Annotated in this window: 16 protein-coding genes and 1 pseudogene; 4 read left to right on the top strand and 13 right to left on the bottom strand. The window is 59.6% G+C overall.

Going from position 1 to position 17,725, the window contains the following annotated elements; translation table 11 throughout:
- Positions 1 to 77: 77 nt before the first annotated feature.
- Positions 78 to 467, top strand: a complete 390-nt coding sequence (locus BRAD3257_RS33650) for a hypothetical protein (RefSeq protein ID WP_244607804.1) — start codon at positions 78 to 80, stop codon at positions 465 to 467.
- Here BRAD3257_RS33650 and tnpC read toward each other — a convergent pair.
- From tnpC to BRAD3257_RS33715, 12 genes and pseudogenes are all read right to left on the bottom strand, one after another.
- A pseudogene (tnpC, locus tag BRAD3257_RS33655) lies at positions 468 to 2,095 on the bottom strand (IS66 family transposase).
- A 54-nt stretch (positions 2,096 to 2,149) separates the two neighbouring features.
- Positions 2,150 to 2,500, bottom strand: a complete 351-nt coding sequence (gene tnpB / locus BRAD3257_RS33660) for an IS66 family insertion sequence element accessory protein TnpB (RefSeq protein ID WP_122401294.1) — start codon at positions 2,498 to 2,500, stop codon at positions 2,150 to 2,152.
- A 52-nt stretch (positions 2,501 to 2,552) separates the two neighbouring features.
- Complete coding sequence (locus tag BRAD3257_RS42445) at positions 2,553 to 2,873, bottom strand: transposase (protein ID WP_430648840.1); 321 nt, start codon at positions 2,871 to 2,873, stop codon at positions 2,553 to 2,555.
- Between the two features lie 1,106 nt (positions 2,874 to 3,979).
- Entirely contained in the window at positions 3,980 to 5,062 is a 1,083-nt protein-coding gene (locus BRAD3257_RS33675) for a branched-chain amino acid ABC transporter permease (protein WP_122405406.1), read from the bottom strand.
- Positions 5,062 to 5,946 (bottom strand): branched-chain amino acid ABC transporter permease, encoded by an 885-nt coding sequence (locus tag BRAD3257_RS33680; RefSeq protein WP_160118918.1) that lies wholly within the window; start codon positions 5,944 to 5,946, stop codon positions 5,062 to 5,064. The genes BRAD3257_RS33675 and BRAD3257_RS33680 overlap by 1 nt, the downstream gene beginning before the upstream one ends.
- Positions 5,943 to 6,674: an ABC transporter ATP-binding protein gene (locus BRAD3257_RS33685; protein ID WP_122405408.1), complete on the bottom strand. Its 732-nt coding sequence runs from the start codon at positions 6,672 to 6,674 to the stop codon at positions 5,943 to 5,945. The genes BRAD3257_RS33680 and BRAD3257_RS33685 overlap by 4 nt, the downstream gene beginning before the upstream one ends.
- Positions 6,671 to 7,546: an ABC transporter ATP-binding protein gene (locus BRAD3257_RS33690; protein WP_244607805.1), complete on the bottom strand. Its 876-nt coding sequence runs from the start codon at positions 7,544 to 7,546 to the stop codon at positions 6,671 to 6,673. Before BRAD3257_RS33690 ends, BRAD3257_RS33685 begins: the two co-directional genes overlap by 4 nt.
- Positions 7,503 to 8,738, bottom strand: a complete 1,236-nt coding sequence (locus BRAD3257_RS33695) for an ABC transporter substrate-binding protein (protein WP_122405409.1) — start codon at positions 8,736 to 8,738, stop codon at positions 7,503 to 7,505. The genes BRAD3257_RS33690 and BRAD3257_RS33695 overlap by 44 nt, the downstream gene beginning before the upstream one ends.
- A gap of 47 nt (positions 8,739 to 8,785) precedes the next feature.
- Complete coding sequence (locus BRAD3257_RS33700; RefSeq protein WP_122405410.1) at positions 8,786 to 10,102, bottom strand: M20 family metallopeptidase; 1,317 nt, start codon at positions 10,100 to 10,102, stop codon at positions 8,786 to 8,788.
- Between the two features lie 31 nt (positions 10,103 to 10,133).
- Positions 10,134 to 10,994 carry an ABC transporter substrate-binding protein gene (locus BRAD3257_RS33705; protein ID WP_160118919.1) on the bottom strand — a complete coding sequence of 287 codons (861 nt, stop codon included), beginning with the start codon at positions 10,992 to 10,994 and terminating at the stop codon, positions 10,134 to 10,136.
- 228 nt (positions 10,995 to 11,222) lie between these two features.
- Positions 11,223 to 11,903: a cysteine hydrolase family protein gene (locus BRAD3257_RS33710; protein WP_244607806.1), complete on the bottom strand. Its 681-nt coding sequence runs from the start codon at positions 11,901 to 11,903 to the stop codon at positions 11,223 to 11,225.
- Positions 11,872 to 12,690: an N-formylglutamate amidohydrolase gene (locus tag BRAD3257_RS33715; protein WP_122406893.1), complete on the bottom strand. Its 819-nt coding sequence runs from the start codon at positions 12,688 to 12,690 to the stop codon at positions 11,872 to 11,874. The genes BRAD3257_RS33710 and BRAD3257_RS33715 overlap by 32 nt, the downstream gene beginning before the upstream one ends.
- Before the next feature lie 687 nt (positions 12,691 to 13,377).
- On the opposite strand from BRAD3257_RS33715, the gene BRAD3257_RS33720 reads away from it, so the two are divergent.
- The 3 genes from BRAD3257_RS33720 to BRAD3257_RS33730 are packed head-to-tail and all read left to right on the top strand — an operon-like array spanning position 13,378 to position 16,248.
- Positions 13,378 to 14,613, top strand: coding sequence for an AMP-binding protein (locus BRAD3257_RS33720; RefSeq protein ID WP_122405413.1), 1,236 nt, complete (start codon positions 13,378 to 13,380; stop codon positions 14,611 to 14,613).
- Complete coding sequence (locus tag BRAD3257_RS33725) at positions 14,549 to 15,631, top strand: ISAs1 family transposase (RefSeq protein ID WP_122405414.1); 1,083 nt, start codon at positions 14,549 to 14,551, stop codon at positions 15,629 to 15,631. Before BRAD3257_RS33720 ends, BRAD3257_RS33725 begins: the two co-directional genes overlap by 65 nt.
- Before the next feature lie 32 nt (positions 15,632 to 15,663).
- Entirely contained in the window at positions 15,664 to 16,248 is a 585-nt protein-coding gene (locus tag BRAD3257_RS33730) for an AMP-binding enzyme (RefSeq protein ID WP_244607807.1), read from the top strand.
- Positions 16,249 to 17,035: 787 nt separating this feature from the next.
- On the opposite strand, the gene BRAD3257_RS33735 is transcribed toward BRAD3257_RS33730, so the two are convergent.
- Positions 17,036 to 17,674: a dethiobiotin synthase gene (locus BRAD3257_RS33735; protein ID WP_122405416.1), complete on the bottom strand. Its 639-nt coding sequence runs from the start codon at positions 17,672 to 17,674 to the stop codon at positions 17,036 to 17,038.
- Positions 17,675 to 17,725 lie beyond the last annotated feature (51 nt).

Genomic DNA, 17,725 nt, shown 5'->3' on the forward strand with positions numbered 1-17,725 from the left:
CCTGGTTCGGAGCGGGTAACGAGATCAGAATGACCAGAGAGTCGCAGCTGCGCGAGAAGCTTCGGAAGATCGAGGCCTTGTTCGCAGGTGCCGGAACTGCTGGTGAGCGCCTTGCGGCGGAAGCCGCGCTGCAGCGGGTGCGAGCTAGGGTCGAGGAACTCGCTCGCCACGATCCACCGATCGAACAGCAATTCTCACTTCCCGACCAATGGTCTCGGCATCTTTTTCTGGCGCTTTGCCGCCGATATGGGCTGCGGCCGTTTCGTTATCACCGGCAGCGACGCAACACGGTGATGGTCCGTGCATCACGAGGCTTCGTCGATCGAGTCCTGCTGCCGGAGCTCACCGAGCTGGAGGGGGCGCTGCAAGTGTATCTGCACGAGGTGACGCTGCGCGTGATCCGCGAAGAGATCTACGACGACGCCAGCGATGCGCAGGAAGTTCCTGACGCCTTGCCGTCGAACTGATCAAGCGGCGAGCTTTGCCTCCGAACCGTCGCGTTCGGCCTTCCAATTCCACGGCAGCAGCGTGTTCAGCTGATTGATCTTGGTGCGTCCAGAGACGATGCGCTCGAGAACATCGGTCAGATAGTGCCGCGGGTCGATGTCTTGCAGCTTTGCCGAGTTGATGAGCGAGGCGAGAATGGCCCATGTCTCGGCGCCGCCTTCATTGCCGGCGAACAAGTAGTTCTTCTTTCCCAGGCCTATCGGCTTGATGCTGCGCTCGACCGTATTGCTGTCTATTTCGATGCGTCCGTCATCGATGAAGCGCGTCAGGCCGTCCCAATGGTTGAGGGTGTAGCGGATGGCTTTGCCCAGACCGGACTTCTTCGAGACTTCCAGCAGTCGCGCTTCGAGCCAGGGTTTGAAGTCCTCGATCAGCGGCTTGGTGTTGGTTTGCCGCACCGCAGCCCGATGCGCCGCTGGCAGACCGCGGATGCGATCCTCAATGGCGTAGAACATCGCGATCCGTTGCAGCGCTTCCGCGGCAATCGGCGACTTCGTCGCAACGTGAACGTCCCAGAACTTCCGCCGCGCATGCGCAAAGCAGAACGCGAGCTGCACCAGATGGCCGCCGTTCTTGATCAGGCCCTTGTAGGCGGCATAGCCGTCGACCTGCAGGATGCCGTGGTAGTCCCGAACAGCTGCTTGGCGCGGATCGCCTTGCGATCCTCGGCAAACATGTAGACCACCGCCGGCGGCGCCGGGCCACCCCACGGACGGTCATCGGTGGCGATCGCCCAGAACTGGCAGACTTTGGTCCGGCCACGGCCGGGATCGAGAACCGGCAGCGGCGTCTCGTCGGCAAACAGCCGCGGGTAGGACATCACTGTGTCGCGCAACAACGTGTGAAGCGGCTTCAGCCACCAGGCGGCGCGGCCCATCCACGAGGCCAGCGTTTGCCGGTCGAGCGTGATGCCTTGGGCGGCAAACATCTGTTCCTGGCGATACAGCGGCAGCTGGTACCCGTATTTCATCACCGCGATGTGGGCCAGCAACGCTTCCGTCACCATCCCACCGTCGATCGCCTGGGCCGGCGCGGGTGCCTGCAGGACACCCTGGCGGCATCCCCGGCAGCCGTACCGCGGGCGCACAATGCGCTTGACCCGGTACTGCATCGGAATGACGTCGAAGGCTTCCTTGACGGTCTCCCCGATCTTGTGCAGCTGCTCGCCGCAGCAGGGGCAGATCTGGCTCTCCATATCGATCACGACATCGATGCGCGGCAAATGCTCCGGAAGCTTCCCACGGTTGCGTCGCGCCGGTCGCTTTCCACGGTCCTCCGCTCCGTCGGGCAGCCTGCCTCCGGTCACGTCGTCGTTGGCGGCGGCACGAACCGCTTGTGCCGTGATGGTGAAGAGAGACAGCTGTCCGAGATCCAGTGTCTCGGAGCGGGGACCGAAGATCGTGCGCTTGTACTGGGACAGGATCATCAGGAGCTTGTCGTTCTCCTGGATCGCAGCGTCGCGTTGGGCGATTGCCGCATCACGCTCGGCCGAAAGCGAGCTGCATTCCGCCGACAACGCCGCAAGCCGTGACGATAGCACTATCACGGTTTGACGGAGCAATGCTGGATCGAAAGGCAAATCACTCATGCAGAGTGATTCTACAACAACTCCGCATGAGTGACGAACGACTCTTAATAAGGATCAACCAGCTCGTAGTGGCTGATCCACAACTCGCATCGGCAGACGCTTCCAGTCCGAGCCATCGAGCAGCACCGAGAGCTGAGCATGAGATAGCGGCATGACGCCTCCCTTGATCGGCGGCCAGGTGAACTGTCCCTCGATTCTTTTGTAGTAAAGGACAAGGCCGCTCCCATCCCAGGTCAGGATCTTCACGCGATCTCGGCGCTTGGAGCGGAAGACATAAAGTCCGCCGTCGAACGGATCGGCTCCAAAGGCCTCGCTCACCAGCATCGCCAATGAGTCCATGCCGCGGCGGAAATCGACCGGCTGCGTCGCAATCCAGATCGACAACCCAGATCGAAGCCCGATCATCGACCAATCGCCCCGACTGCCGCCAGCACCTCGCACAGTGCCCGCCGGTCGATTATCCCCCTGACACGGATCCGAACCGCGCCGACCTCGATCTCGATCGCCGCCTGCTCCCCACTCGGCAATTTGCTCCCGCAGCCGATGATCGCGGCCGGCACAAAGCCAGGTAGCATGCCTCTGTCCCGCGCTCCGCGACTTGCGCCTGCGTTGCCTGGCGACGCCAGAGAAACAACAGGCTTGGACTGATATCGTGCCGCCGCGCCACCGCGGACACGCTCGCCCCCGGCGCAAAACTCTCCGCAACAATCGCCGCCTTCGCGTCGGTCGACCAGCGCCGACGCCGGCCCGTCCCCGTGATGATCTCGATGCGCTGCAGCGTGTCGGCGCCGTCTTCAAGGATAGACGTATGCCTATCCTTATCGCTATCCTTACGACTATCCTTACGACTATCCTTGGACATTGTGACCCCGCGACAAACCATTCCGCGAGATATTCTTAGCCGACCAGATCAGCCCTCAGTGCGTGGTCCCTGGATGACGCTCACGGCCGTTCCACATATGGGGGCACGGTCACAAACGACACCCGGTATCCGGCCGATGTCACCGGGACGCGAATATCCTCGTCGGTTCCATAAATGAGCAGGCGGTCGCCTGTGCCGGCATCTTCGACCAAGCTGACGGATTCTGCGGGAGTCAGGTCATCGGCTGCGATTGGACCATGCAACGGCTCCGGACACCTCCGCGCGAATATTCCGTCAGCGACCTATCCACCGATGCCTTTAATTTACTTCAAGTCCTCAACGGCACCATTACCCTTCTCAGTCGGCCCGTCGGCGCAGAACCGCCCCAGTCCGCTATCATGCGCCGGGGCTTCTCCAGCCTGTCGCCGCGGCGATAGGCTGTCTCGACCGCGTCGGACACGGTGTGCGCCAGAGCCATCTCGGACATCTCATTGGGGTGGCCGGTCTGCTCAGTGCCCCAACATCGATCGAGGTCCTGAACACCATCCACCGCCGCCGGCCGAGCCCCGGGCGTCGTTCACGCCATCAATCACCGCGGCCAGAGCGGGCCGCGGAAGGACTCACCGATCCGCCGTGTGCCCCTCGTCCGCGCAAGCTCAGGCTAGCGGATAGAAGCGCAAATGAGCCAGTTTCGGGATGGATCGGGCTTCGGGTTGATACAACGAGTCATGTCTCGTTCCTGAGTTCAAATACCGGACACGCGCGCAGCTAATTTTCTCACGACCGATGTGACCACCGGGTGCGTTGGCAGCGTTTGCAAAGGTCTGCACGGCGGCGCCTCACGATCGTGATGCCCCACGAGGTCATAGGGCAGAAGAGCCGACGAAATTCCCGTCAACCTAGCCTCGATCATTCCCGGGACAACCACGCAATTCAGATCGCCTCTCCGGATCCGGGGCTCCAATCCTGCCCCGCTCCGCTCCGAATATAACTTCGGCCGTTAAACGGACCAGGAGGGACGTTCAATGGACCCCGGATGGACTGGCAGCTCCGGCCTCGTTCTCTTTGTCGGTCGAAGTCATCAGAGCCTGGTCTTTCGAAGACGTCAGAGGTTGTCGCGATCGCTTTTGATTTGCATTCCTTGCAATAATTGCAGGCACTGCAGAGGCAAGCCCCTTCGGAAAGAACAGGAGCACGACGATCATCGCCAGAGCAACCAGCATGAAGCGGCCTTCGGCGAAGTTGTTGATGCTGGCGAGCCCTTCCGAGATGAAGGTCAGAAAGAGCGCAGCAAATAGCGGTCCGTAGATACTGGAGGTGCCCCCGAGAAGTACCATGCTCAAGATGAGCGACACGGTCGAGAAGTCGAAGACCTCCGGCGAGGCAACGCGCAGATAGATGACGTAGAATCCACCCGCCAGCCCGGTGAAGAATGCACTTGCCACGAGGGCTTTCAGGCGCTGCCACGCAATCGGAATACCGCGAGAGACGGCGTAATCGTCGTTGTCGCGCAGGGCCCTGATCGAGAGACCGAAATCGGAGCGGACCAGCCAGCGCAGACAAATGGTCGTGGTGACAAGCAGAGCCAAGGAGACATAGTAGTAGCCGAGCTTGTGGTCGCGCAGGAAATTGTAGCCCGGCAGCCATATTGTCGGCACGCGCACCATGCCTTGCGTTCCTCCGGTCAGATTTGACTGGTTGATCACAAGTTGCATTACAAGCTGGCTGAAAGCGAACGTGACCAGCACCACATAGACGCCCTGCAGTCGTACGACGGGAAGAGCGACGATGGCAGCGGCAGCGGACGCGGCAAACCCGCCGAAGAGCATCGCAACCCAGGGATCAATCCCGAGAAGCTTTGCGGTCAGTCCCGTCGCGTAAACACCGACGCCGAAAAACGCGACATGGGCAAAATTGAAGATGCCGGCATAGCCAAGGCTGAGATCCCAGCTCGCTGCGACAATCCCGTAGACGAAAGAGATGATGAATAGATGCCGCAGATAGCTGTCCTGGACGAGGATCGGCACAAGGAGCCCTGCGACTAGTAGGACGCCGATCAGCCACGTCTTGCTGTTGCCGATCCTGGCATTGTGCAGGCCCATCATCAGCGCACCACCTTTCCGAGGAGCCCCTGGGGCCGGACGAGCAGCACCAGGATGAGCAGGAGAAAGATCATTGAGGGTGCCCAGTAGATGCCTACGAAAAACACAAGGGCCGCCTCGAGGATACCCATCAGATAGGCAGCGAGAATCGTCCCGCCCAACGAGCCAAGCCCGCCAAAGATCACGATGATCAATGCCTTAACTAGCGGCTCGGAGCCGAACTCCGGCGTGAGCAGGCGGATCGAGCCGAGAAGCACGCCTGTGAGCCCGGCAAGGACTGCGGAGAGGGCGAACGTAATGATAAAAAGACGAGAGACGTCGATGCCGATCAGCCTGGCGGCGTCCGGGTTCTGGCCTACTGCCCGTATTCCGCGTCCTGTTCGCGAACGACCGAGGAAAAGCCAAAGCGCACCAAGCAACAATGGCGCCACGACAATGATGAGCGCCTCCTGCGCGGAAATCGTGGTTTGCCAGATTTGAACGTTGCCGGTTGCGAGCGGAGACAGCTGCTTGAGCCTTGCTCCCCAGATCAGCTGGATTCCCTTCTGCATGAATATCATTGCGGCAAGGGTCGTCATGACAGTGATCAGCAGGATGTCGCGATGGTCGTAGAACGGCCGAACAATGATCCGCTCAATCAGAATGCCTACTGCGATCATGACCGCTGCGGAAATGGCGATTGCCACACCCAATCCGAAATTGAGCCCGGCCGCGTCCGATACGGTCCAGGCGATGTAGGCGCCGAGTGTCATCAGCACACCGTGAGCGAAATTGAAGATGCCAAGCGTGGTCCATACCAGGGAAAGTCCGCTCGCCATCAAGGCATAGCCCGAGCCGAGCACGATACCGCTGACGAGAATTGCGCTGAGGATGTCGCTCGTGATCATGCGCCCTCCGATCCGAAATACATGTCCATGATTTCCTGATGGTCGACCTCTCCGCTCCTGTTGATTTCCCGGCTGATTTCGCCGTGGTCGACAAGGTACATGCGGTCGACAAGGGACAGGATGAATGCGATGTCCTGCTCGACGAGAAGAAGCGGAATGCCCCGCGACGATATTTCCGAGATCGCCCCGGCAAGCTCGTCCTTGAGCTTCGGAGACAAGCCGAGTGTCGGCTCGTCCAGCATCAGCATGCGAGGCGCGCACATGAGCCCTGCGCCGATTGATAGCATCTGGCGTTCGCCGCCCGACAACGTCTTGCATTGTTGCCGGCGGCGCTCGGCAAGCCGCGGAAACAGGTTGAGCACATAATCGAGGTTTGTCTTCAGCTCCTCCCGCGCGCGCGGGGTGAAGGCCGCAAGCTCGAGCGTCTCCATGATCTGCATGTCGGGAAAGAGGCGATTGGCCTGGGGCACGTGAATCAAGCCGCGGGCAACGATCTTCTGGGGCTCGAGCTGGTCGATCGGCTCGCCCATGAAGCGGACCTCTCCTGCCCGCGGACGGATCACCCGAGAAATCGTGTTGAGAAGCGTTGTCTTGCCGTGCCCGTTGGGTCCAAAGAGTCCGACGCGCTCCTGCGGCCCGACGTGGAGGCTCATGCCGAGCAGCACATCGCTGTCATCGTAACCGGCGCGCAAGCCGGCAATTTCGAGCGCGTTTGTAGTATTGCTCAAAGTCTCGTCTCCCGTTTGCCGAGATAGGCTTCGACGACCTCCGCGCTGCGTACCACCTCGGCCGGACTTCCCGAGGCGATGATGGCGCCGTGATTGAGGATCATCAGGCGTTCGGACACGTTCAGCAGAAGCGGCAGGACGTGTTCAATGAGCACGACCGTGATGCCGCGTCGGTGCACGGTAAATATCAGGTCGGAGAGGCCAGATATTTCGGGCCTGGTGAGACCGGCGGCAGGCTCATCGAGGAGAAGCACCTTAGGTCGCCCCGCGATTGCAGACGCAATCATCAACTGCTTGCGCTCGAAGACCGAGAGGTCGGAGGCGGCTTTCGACCGTCGGTCAACTGCCAGCGATACATCATCCAGCGCCTGTTCGGCGGCCTCCCTCGCTTCCATCGAGGTCATTCGGGCGCAATAGGCGGCACTTGCATAAACGTTCTCTCGCGCGCTCAGCGTTGCAAACTCTGCATCTTTCTGAAAGGTGCGAAGGATGCCGGCGCGGCTGATCTGATGCGGGCTCAGCCGATGGATCGGCTTGCCGGAAAGGAGCACCTCGCCTTCGCTTGGGGGAAATGGAATCCCGGTGATGACGTTGAAGAGAGTGCTCTTGCCGCTGCCGTTCGGGCCGGCGATGCCGAAGATCTCACCCTTGCGAATCGAGAATGAGACATTGTCGATGGCGACCAAGGCACCAAAGCGTCTGCTCACCTGACGTATCTCAAGCAGCGGCTTGTCATCACTGAGGTCTGGCATCGTGTGCTCTTCGCTCGTCGCGGAAGGATCATCGACCGCGCGGCGATGCCGCGCAGCCTCAAAGGTGCCGGTCGCGCTATTGTCGCATCCATGGAGGCATACGGAACTCTCCGTCCGCATACTGCTTCGGGTAGAACAGAACCCGTTTGCCGTCCCAGATCTGAAAGAACTGAATTGGAATTGAATTGTCGCCCTGGTCCGCAAGATGCGTCTTCGGATCAAAGGAGAGCTTGCCACTTACGATCTGTTTGCGGGTATCGCCAATGGCCTTGCCGATAGCGAGCCGTTTGGCCGGATCTCCCACCCTGGCGAGGGCGTCGGCATAGACCATGACCTCCTCGTAGAGCGCCGGCCCATAGGTACCTGGCTCGTGGCCATATTTTTCCTGATATTTCTTGATCACTTCGGCAGCCCGCGGGTTCGCAGGCGTATTCAGCGTGCCGCCCAGCAGATTATAAACGACGCCCGTGGCCTGCTTGCCCGTCAACTTTAAAAATTCGGGGACCGAAGGTGCATACTGGATGAAGACGAGGCTGTCCGTCGGCTGCTCCAGGAACTGGGTCAAGAACTTCCCGGCATTGCCCGGCTGATAGTCCGTGTTGATGATAACGGCTGGATTATCCTGACGAACTTTAGCAAGAAACGTTCGCCAGTTGTCGATCTCACCGAACGGCAGAAGGTCTGCCGACGTTACGGTCCAGCCGGCGTCTTCGAAACTCTTCTTCAGCCCGTTCATGATGGTCTTCGAATAGGGATTGTCCGAAGAGATCAGCGCCACCTTCGTATTCCGCGGCTTGAGCTTGCCATCTGCAAGAAGGCCCTTAACCACCGGCACCATGGCCGTATTGTATTCATCCAGAGACGGCGCCATTGACCAGACAGTCGGGAACTTGTCCGGATGGGGTGCGATGATGTCCCGCGTCTGAGCCGAATTCGCCCAGATCAGATAGGGCATCTCCTGCTCGGCCATGGTCTCGATTTCGAAATTGCTGCCGCTAGCGTAGCCAGTGAGGATGGCGTTCAGGTCACGATCACCCGCCAAGCGTTCGATCGCACTGGTCACGGCATCGGCAGACTGGTTCTGGGTGTCGCCTACGACCACCTGCAGCCTGTAGCCAGCTACCCCGCCAGCTGCATTGAGTTCGTCAACGGCGAGCCTGGCGCCGTCGATCATTTCGTTTCCATCCGCAGCTGAGTTACCGGTCAGCGGCGCGAGGACGCCGATCTTGGCGATTTTATCAGCTGAATGGGCAGGCGCTGCCGCGGCGAGCGCAGCGAGGACCAGACTGGTCCAAAGACTAGCAACTTTCATGGTAGCACTCCTGTTTCACTGCACTGGTTCACTGCATTTGCGATCAATCACTTGATTCCACACCAATCGATGATTCCGGCGGCCAGCGTTTTGGTTGTCTCCTCCAGCGAAGCAATGTCCACGTACTCGTCGGCGCCGTGGAAACCATCGCCCGTTGCTCCGCAGATTACAGCATCAACTCCCGCGCCGGCGTAGTGCGCGGCGTCGACGACGGCAATCATTCCCGAGATCTTCGGCTTGCCGCCAAGTTGGGTTCGACGCTGCAAGAGCGATTGCACGAGCGGGTGATCTGGCGCGGTATCCATAGGCGGGAAATGCAGCCCACCGAGCTCCCACTGGACTTTAATCGGATTCTTCTGCAACCAGAGATCCTGCTGACAGAAGTGATGCACGAAGGCTTCGAACTCGGACCGGATCTCTTCCTTCGTTTGGTTGGGCAGGAATTTGTAGTCGAGGTCGATGACCGCCACATCCGGAATGATGGCGGGATTCGTCATGATGAGCGGCAATCCGTCCGGCCCAAGCCCGGCGCCAGCACGCATTGCTCCGACATTGATCGTATTCATGCCGGGCGGCAGCAATGGATGCTGACGCGCGCGGCACCTCGAATATTCGAAATTCCTGAGCGCTTCCAGAAAACGACCTGCGATATCGATCGCATTCACAGCTGGCCGCAGCCGCTCAGGTGCGTCGCGCTGCGGCCAGATCTCGTTGTAGCGCCACGCTGAATGGCCTTGTCGGCCGGTGATGGTAATGCGGATCCATTCCAGACCGCCTTCGCAGATCTGGATGTCGCCCATCGTCAGTTCGGTGATGATCGCCGCCTTGGCAAGATAGCCGCGCTTGACAGCGTCTATCGCACCAAAGCCGCCAGCTTCTTCATCGACCACCGAATGGAGAGCAACACGTCCCTCAAGTTCGATGCCTGCCGCCCTGATGCCGCGGATGGCAGCAATGGCAGCTGCGACGCCGCTCTTCATGTCGATGGCACCACGCCCGTAAAGCCTGCCATGCTTGATCTCACCCCCGAAGGGATCAACCGTCCAGGTGCAGGCCTCGCCGACAGGCACCACATCGATATGGCCGCACAAGAGCAGGCTACGCTCTTCCGAGCCAGCGAGCTGACCGATGACGTTTGGCCGGTCCGGAAACACGTCCCACCGGTCAATCGACATACCAAGCGACGTCAGTTCTGATTCAACCAGGTCCTGGACGGCGCTCTCGCGGGTCTGGTCTGGATCGTTAATGAACTTCGGATTGACTGAAGGAATCCGGACAAGCCTTTGAGTGAGCTCAGTCGTATAACTCCGCTCGCGGTCGATCGCGCTCCACGCGGCCTTCACTGCAGCGTCTAGTTTGCCCATTTGGAATTCTCCCTAATTCTTGCATAGACTATCACTTAGCAATGGCAGCCGGCGCGCGGGTCTGCGTGTCTGGCGGGCCACGCGGAAACGCGCTTGGCCGCAACGCTATTGCTTCATCCAGGCGGCATACGGAATTTGCCGTGAGCATGCTGCTGCGGAGAAAGCAGGACCCGCTTGCCGTCGTAGACCTGCTAGAACCGAATGTGCGGGAGCTATTGGTCGGCTGCTCGATAAACCGGGTCAGAGGCTTCGCCGCGTTGCCGGCCCTTGGGTCGGTTTTTTTGACCACTGCCCGGTTGTCCAGGCCGACCTTGACGAGGAACGTTCGCCCGTCGCTGATTTCGCCGGTCGGCAAAAGGTCGGCAGATGTGACTGTCGAGCCGTCTTCCTCGAAGCTCTTTTTCAATCCATTGATGATCGATTTCGAGTAGGGATTGTCGGTGGAGATCAGAGCGACCTTGTTGTTTTGCAGCTTCAACTTGCCGCTCGTTTCCAGACTGTGCAGCACGGGACTCATTGCTGTCTTGTAGGCATCATAGGAAGCGTTCAACGACCTGATGGTCGGGTCCGGGTGGGGCGCAATGATCGCGCGCGTCGAATCGCTGCTGGTGTAGAGCAGGCAGGGCATATCCTGCTCGGCCATCAACTCGATCTGGAAATTGCTATAGTCCGCATAGCCGGTGCTGACGGCATTGAGGTCAGGGTCGTTCGTCAGGCGCTGGACGGCGCTGGTTACCGACTCCAGTGACATGTTCTGCGTGTCGCCCATGACGACCTGAGGCTTGTAGCCGGCAACGCCCCCGGCTGCATTGCTTTCGTCGACGGCGAGCCTATGGCCATCCACCAATCCGAGGCCGTCGCCGGCGCTGGCGCCAGTGAGCGGCGCAATCACGGCGCGATCTTCTCGGCAGCATGGGCAGGGTTGGTCGCAATCAGAGCGGCAAACCCCACACTCACCCAAAGACCAGAAAATTGAATGACCACAGTCGTATTTCCTTCTCCTTGATGGTATCGGCTGAACCTCTTTGAGCGGGAGCAATCGACGATCGCGGCCGCCGCGTTTTGGTTCAGGCGGCCGCACCTGAGCCGCAAAGACGGGCGTTCACTCACTCCTAATCACTTATCCCGAGCACCTTCCGATCTCGTCGAGCAGCGCGTCTGTACCGAGTTGGCGGCAATACCCCTTGAGCGCTCGCAGAGTGTTGTCATGACGGTCCTGGCTATATGTGGCGCAGGCATCTGGCACGAGCGTCACGAGGTAGCCGAGATCGCAGGCGTCACGCACCGCAGATTCCACGCATTGGTCCGTGACAAGACCAGCCAACACCAGCTGCTTGACGCCGAGATTGCGCAGCAGGTAATCGATGTGGGTAGACACAAAGACGCTCGAGGACGATTTCGGCAGCACGATTTCATCGTCGCCGGGCGCAATCTCGTCGATAACCTTCCCGTCCCACGAGCCCTTTGGGACATTGAAGCCGCTGATCTTGTAATCGAGACTGCGATCGCGACCATTCTTGGTAAGACTCTCGATCGTGGTGTAAAGAACTTCTATGCCTGCGCCACGAAACGCTCCCTGCAGCCGCTGCATGTTGGGAATCGCAAGGTTCTTCAAGCGATCGAAATAGTAGCCGTAGTTGTCGGCAAACTCGGCGTCTGACAGATCCTTGAACTCGCCGCCATCGCGTCGCGCGCAAAAGTTCTGCACGTCGATGAACAACAGCGCGGACACGTTCGGATCGAGCGGCAGCTCGCGTGTCGTGGGGAAATCAATCGTTGACATGATCTTTCTCTCGCGCATCGATCAGCCCCTGGGCGATCAAGCTCGCCCATCGGTACTGTCCCTCGGTATCGCCAATCAAATCGTTACGAATTTCAAGCAGAAGGTGCAGCAGGCCGCGCCCCTCCCCATGCACCGGGATCGTGTAGTCGCCCTGATCGTCGACGGCATACGGCTCGTTGTGCGCACAGATCGTCCCCGGGTTGCGCTCCTGAAAGGAGCCGAGGAAACGCCCGGCAAAGCGACGGTCACGGTTGGAGAGCACGCCGAGTTGCCAGGGGCGTCTGGGCCCTCCTGACAGCCGTGGCGTGAAGCTGTGCACGGCGACCAGGACGGTCCGCGAGCCGGCCCTCGCGCGACCATCCAGAAAAAGCGCCACTTCTCGATGGAATGGCTCGTGGATCTCCGCATAACGCTGCCGGCGCAGATGCTCGGCGAGGTTCAGGTTGCCCGGGACAACTGTCCCATCGCTTACCTCCGGAATGCAGTCGGGCGCGTCAAAGGGACGATTGCAGTCGATCACCAGCCGACTATAGCGCTGCAGAAAAAGCGGAGCATCGAGTAGATCCGCAAGTCGACGCGCCACGCCTTCGGCGCCGATATCGTAGGCAATATGCCCAAGCGTTTCCGCCGCGCGCAAACCAAGATTGTCGAGCCGCCCTGGAACAGCGGTCCCGGCGTGCTCGCAAACCAACACAAAGTCGGCACGTCCGCTGGCATTTACCAGTTCGACCGGGCGCGGGTCTAACGGCGAGAGCACATTTGGCAAGGTTTCTAGGTCCTGCAACACGTCACCCGAAGCTGACATCGCACACATCGAAATAGCGAGTTCCCAACAGAACGAAATTGGAAGATCAAAGTCAATTATTTTCTTACGTTTGATATATTTTTTTCATAGGCTTATTGCCGGAACTCGGCTTTTCCGAGCCGGATTGCTCAAGGTTGGGTTGCGTGACACGGCAAGGGAGAACAGGGCGCGCTATGCCAGCAACCGCGGCAACGGGGCGCGGAGGCGGTCGAACCGGCGTTCGGCCGCGTCTGAACTTTCAATCAATGGAGAAGATGGTGAGCAGCGCCTCGGCACAGGCTGGCTGGTTCGACGGCACTGTCAGGAAGACTTCGCTGAAAGCCGGAGGCTCGCACGCAACTGCTCATCCCTGCCCACCGACTGCGCGAGAGCATTGCCCGGGCCTGCCTACGCGGAGCACGCGCGAGGCGCCAGCAGTCACTATTTGCGCTTGTCTTTTGCGCACATCGCCGAGACTGCCAGCTTCCGGGAAGTGGCCAGCGCACTCGCTTCAAGACATGGCCGGACGGGCGAAAGGCGCACCACGTACGCCTCAACGCACCGGCTGGTCAACGGGTAGGACTGAAGCACATGACTGATGGACCGTGGAGCCGTCGTTGAAAACACGACGAGGAGCACAGCAAAAGGGCCCGTATCGCCCGGAGCTCAGGTCAGCAGGCTTTCTCAAATCGGGACGGAGGACAAGTAATGCTGAAAAAGGCAAAAACTTTCGATGAGGTTCGAAATGGGTATCGGTGGAATATCCCCGATTACTACAATATCGGTGCCGACATATGCGACAGGTGGGCCGATAAAGAGCCTGGTCGATTGGCGATCATCGACGTAGAGCCTGGAAAATTCACTCGCGAATACAGCTTTGCCGACTTGAAGGCAATGTCCAACCGGCTGGCCAACGCCTTGAGCGCGCGCGGCATTGGCCGCCGTGCCGGAGAGATGGGCGACCGAGTTGGTGTTATGCTGCCTCAGCGCTTCGAGACAGCCGTGGCGCATGTTGCGCTCGCAAAACTCGCATGCATCTCGATCCCGCTATTTACACTGTTTGGACCCGATGCCCTTCTCCATCGCCTGGCAGACTCGGGCGCAAGAGCAATCGTAACGGACGCCCCCGGCGTCGAGCGAATAAAGCCTCTTCTTCAACAGCTCCCCGCATTGGAGCTGATCATCTGCGTCGACGGGGCGATTGGACCGGCCAGAAGTTTCGCTGCACTTTGCGAGGCAGAATCACCTGCCTTTGAACCTGTATGGACGCTCGCGGATGATCCAGCAATTCTAATCTACACGTCAGGCACCACGGGGAACCCTAAAGGCGCCCTGCACGCCCACAGGGTTCTGTTGGGACATCTTCCAGGGGTCGAATTGAGCCACGAATTTCTCCCTCAGGCCGGAGATCGTTTCTGGACTCCTGCAGACTGGGCATGGATTGGCGGTCTACTCGATGTCCTCATGCCGGCGCTTCATCATGGCATCCCGGTTGTCGCCTGCCGGTTTGCTAAATTCACCGCAGAGGCGGCTTTCGATCTGATCAAAACCTGCCGAATACGTAACGCCTTTCTGCCTCCCACGGCTTTGAAGATGATGAAGCTCTTGCCCCAGACCGAAACGCCTGAGGTTCGCCTTCGCTCGGTGGTAAGCGGCGGCGAACCGCTAGGTGCAGAATTGATCGAATGGGGACGCACGACGCTAGGGGTTACGATCAATGAATTTTATGGGCAGACCGAGTGCAACATGGTGGTTTCTTCCTGCGCAGCGCTAGAGCCCCCCTTGCCGGTAGGGGAATCGCATATGGTGCTGGCAGGGTGTTGCCAAGCGGTTGGAACTGGATTCTTTGGGTGTCTCTCGATTCCAGAGGGAGACCTGAATGCGCAAGCTCAAGCGCCTGTTTCGACCGCTCAAGGACCCGCGCGCCAGCAACACCCGACATGATCTTGTGGAGATCCTCGTCATCGCCTTGGCGGCGACGCTGGCTGGCGCCAAGACCTGCACCGAGTTCGAGTTCTTTGGCCAAGGCCGCGAGGAGCTGTTGCGGCGCTTCCTGGAGCTCAGGCACGGCATTCCGAGCCACGATACGTTCAGCAACGTCTTCCGTGCGCTGGATCCGAAGGGGCTGGAAGCGGTTTTGCGCAAATTCAGCAAGGGCTTCGGCATCAAGGGGGTGGTCAGCATCGACGGCAAGGCGCTGCGCGGGGCCTACACGCGGGGCCGGCAGGCCACGCCGCTGCATATGGTCAATGTCTGGGCCGCAGGCACTCGCATGGCGCTGGCTCAGAGAAAGGCTCCCAACCGCAACGAGGTTGCCGGGGCTCTCGAAGTTCTCGCGCTGCTCGATCTGGACGGGGCTCTTGTCACCGCCGACGCCTTGCATTGCCGGCCCGATACCGCGCAGGCCATCCTCGATCGGAAGGGGCACTACGTGTTAGCCATCAAGAGTAACCGTGGCCGGCTCTTCAAGGCCGCCAAGACGTTGGTCGATACAGCCCGAAAGCCCGCGCGAGCGAGTCAACGAAGAGCCACTGCCCACGGTCGCGCCGAGCGCCGGCAGGCCATCGTCGCGCCGGCTCCTCAGTTGGCGAAGCAATACGACTTCCCCGCTATCGCCGCAGTCGGTCGCATCGACAGCTGGCGCGCAAACTCTGGCAAGACCGCCAAGCATACGGTCCGATACTTCCTCGCCTCGCGCCTGCTGTCGGCCAAAAAGCTGCTCGAGGTCGTGCGTGCTCACTGGAGCATCGAGAACAACCTGCACTGGGTTCTCGACGTTCTGTTCGACGAAGATGCCTGCCGCAGCCGCAAAGATCACGCCGCCGAAAATCTCGCCCTCATCCGCAAGCTGGCCATCAATACCCTGCAGGCAACGCCCGGTCCTGCCCGCATCAGCCACAAAATGCTCCAAGCCAGATGGAATAATGACTTCCTTCTCTCCGCCCTCGCCCATATGCGATAGCCCTACCCTTGCCGGGGAGTATGGGCCGGCCGGTGCCCGGCCACGTTGTTGATGTAATCGATGCCGCAACCGGCATTCGCCAAGCTGAGGAGACGGAAGGCGCCCTTGCAGTATTATGCCCCGATCCCGTGATGTTCCTCGGCTATTGGCAAAATTTCGAAGCGACGCGCGAAAAGTTCGTAGAAGGGCCGGATGGCAATTGGCTTCTCACGGGTGACCTGGGGGTACGCGATGCTGAGGGACGGCTTCGCTTTGTGGGACGCAATGATGATGTCATTGGCTCCGCCGGCTACAGGATTGGCCCTGCAGAAGTGGAGGATTGCCTGCTTGCGCACCAAGCTGTCCGTATTGCCGGGGTTGTCGCCAAGCCGGATCCCGTTCGGGGTGCGATCGTTGCCGCATATGTCGTGCTTAAGGATGGATATATTGGATCAGATGCATTGGCCGACGACATTGCAAGTTTCGTCAAGTCACGCCTGGCAGCGCACGAATATCCGCGTATGGTACGATTTATTGATGAGATGCCCTTAACAACCACCGGCAAAATTATTCGTGGCGCTCTGCGCAAGATGGCCCAGGATGAGGCTGCAGCAGAGCATGTCGCAGCGAATCCATGAGAGCCGCAGAGCGATCCCTTTGCTCAAAATGGCCCCAACTGCGAGAACTACTTTCGGGAGTGAGCCTTGGAATAAGCGCCGGACGTAATCCGGGTGAACTAAGGCAGGCCCTGAGCTTCGGACGTGATGTCCGTCCGCCCAAGATGACCTAGGTTCTTTCTTGAACGCAATAGCATGGAATGACAAGCTTCTCAAATCCACCGCATCATCGGCGCGTCCACATTCTCACTTTCCGTCGAAAACGGACATGGATCTGACGCAAGGTGCTGTGCACAACCTGACGAAGGAAACGTTCCGCGCCCAACCGGCGTGATGCTCGGCCTGCGCCCTAGCGAGGTGAAGCGGTACCGGATCGGACAAAAATTTCCTCGCCGCTCAAGGGTAGATGAGGACCGAAATGATGGCCAGTGCGGGTCAATCCTTCCTGCGATAGCCCGAATAGCGCGAGCGCCGCAATCCCTAACGTCTTGTTCAGGTCGGCTCAGGAGAAGACGCCGACCGGGCTGGTCGTTAAAAACTAAATTGCCATCGCGTGTCGCACCTAGCCCCAATGGCGAAACGCTGACGGGGCTCAGTGATGAAGCTGTCAAACGCGAGCCATCAGATCGGCTCGTCCGCGCTTGGTGAACATGATCCTTGAGGTGAGCCTTCGATTCGGGAAATGAAAGCCTACCCTAGGGATCGTCTTCAGATCGGACGCCGCAACGGTTACGGCTAAAGAACCCGGGCGGTTGTTATCCTGCCTTGAAGCGCGTTCCATGCGGATGCCAAATCGACGACTTCATCTTTAGCGTCCTGGGTCGAAATCATCGGGCCAGAAGGAAGCCTTGAACGCAGCTTGCAGAGTGTCTGCCGACAAAGGCGTGATCCAGGGCAGTCGCCCTAACCAACGCACCCGTCCAATCTCGCAAATTGCTCTCACAGCATCCGAATTCTTTTGTCCCACGAAAGCGACTCCAAGAATATCGATGTGGCGCCTTCGCAGCGCCTCTATGGACAGCAGTGAACAATTGACCGCGCCCAGAGTTGTGCTCGCGCAGAGCACGACAGGAAGTCGCCATCTCTTCAAGAGGTCAATGTAAAGCGAGCCGCAATTCAGCGGCTCCATTACCCCGCCGGTGCCCTCGACCACGAGCGGCTGCCCTCCGGTGTCCGGCACGTCCAGCGAACCCGTTTTGATGCGAACCTCGTCAATCTCCGCGGAGTGGAGCCAAGCTGCCGCTTTAAGTCGGTAACTTTCAGGCACGATGCGATGCGACGGAAGATTGCCAAGCCGAGCGACGCGCTCTGTATCCGTTTCTCCTTCGAGGCCGGCTTGGATCGGCTTCCAAAACTTCGCACCGAGGAGATTGACGAGTCCTGCGCAGAACACCGTCTTTCCGATGCCCGCGCCTGTACCGGTCACCACAATCCGCTGCTGGCTCATTGAGCTTGGCCTCTTGTCTCCCACCGCAGTGTACGCACCTCATCCTCCACG

Origin of the sequence: Bradyrhizobium vignae, assembly GCF_900324035.1 — a bacterium.
GTDB lineage: Bacteria > Pseudomonadota > Alphaproteobacteria > Rhizobiales > Xanthobacteraceae > Bradyrhizobium > Bradyrhizobium vignae.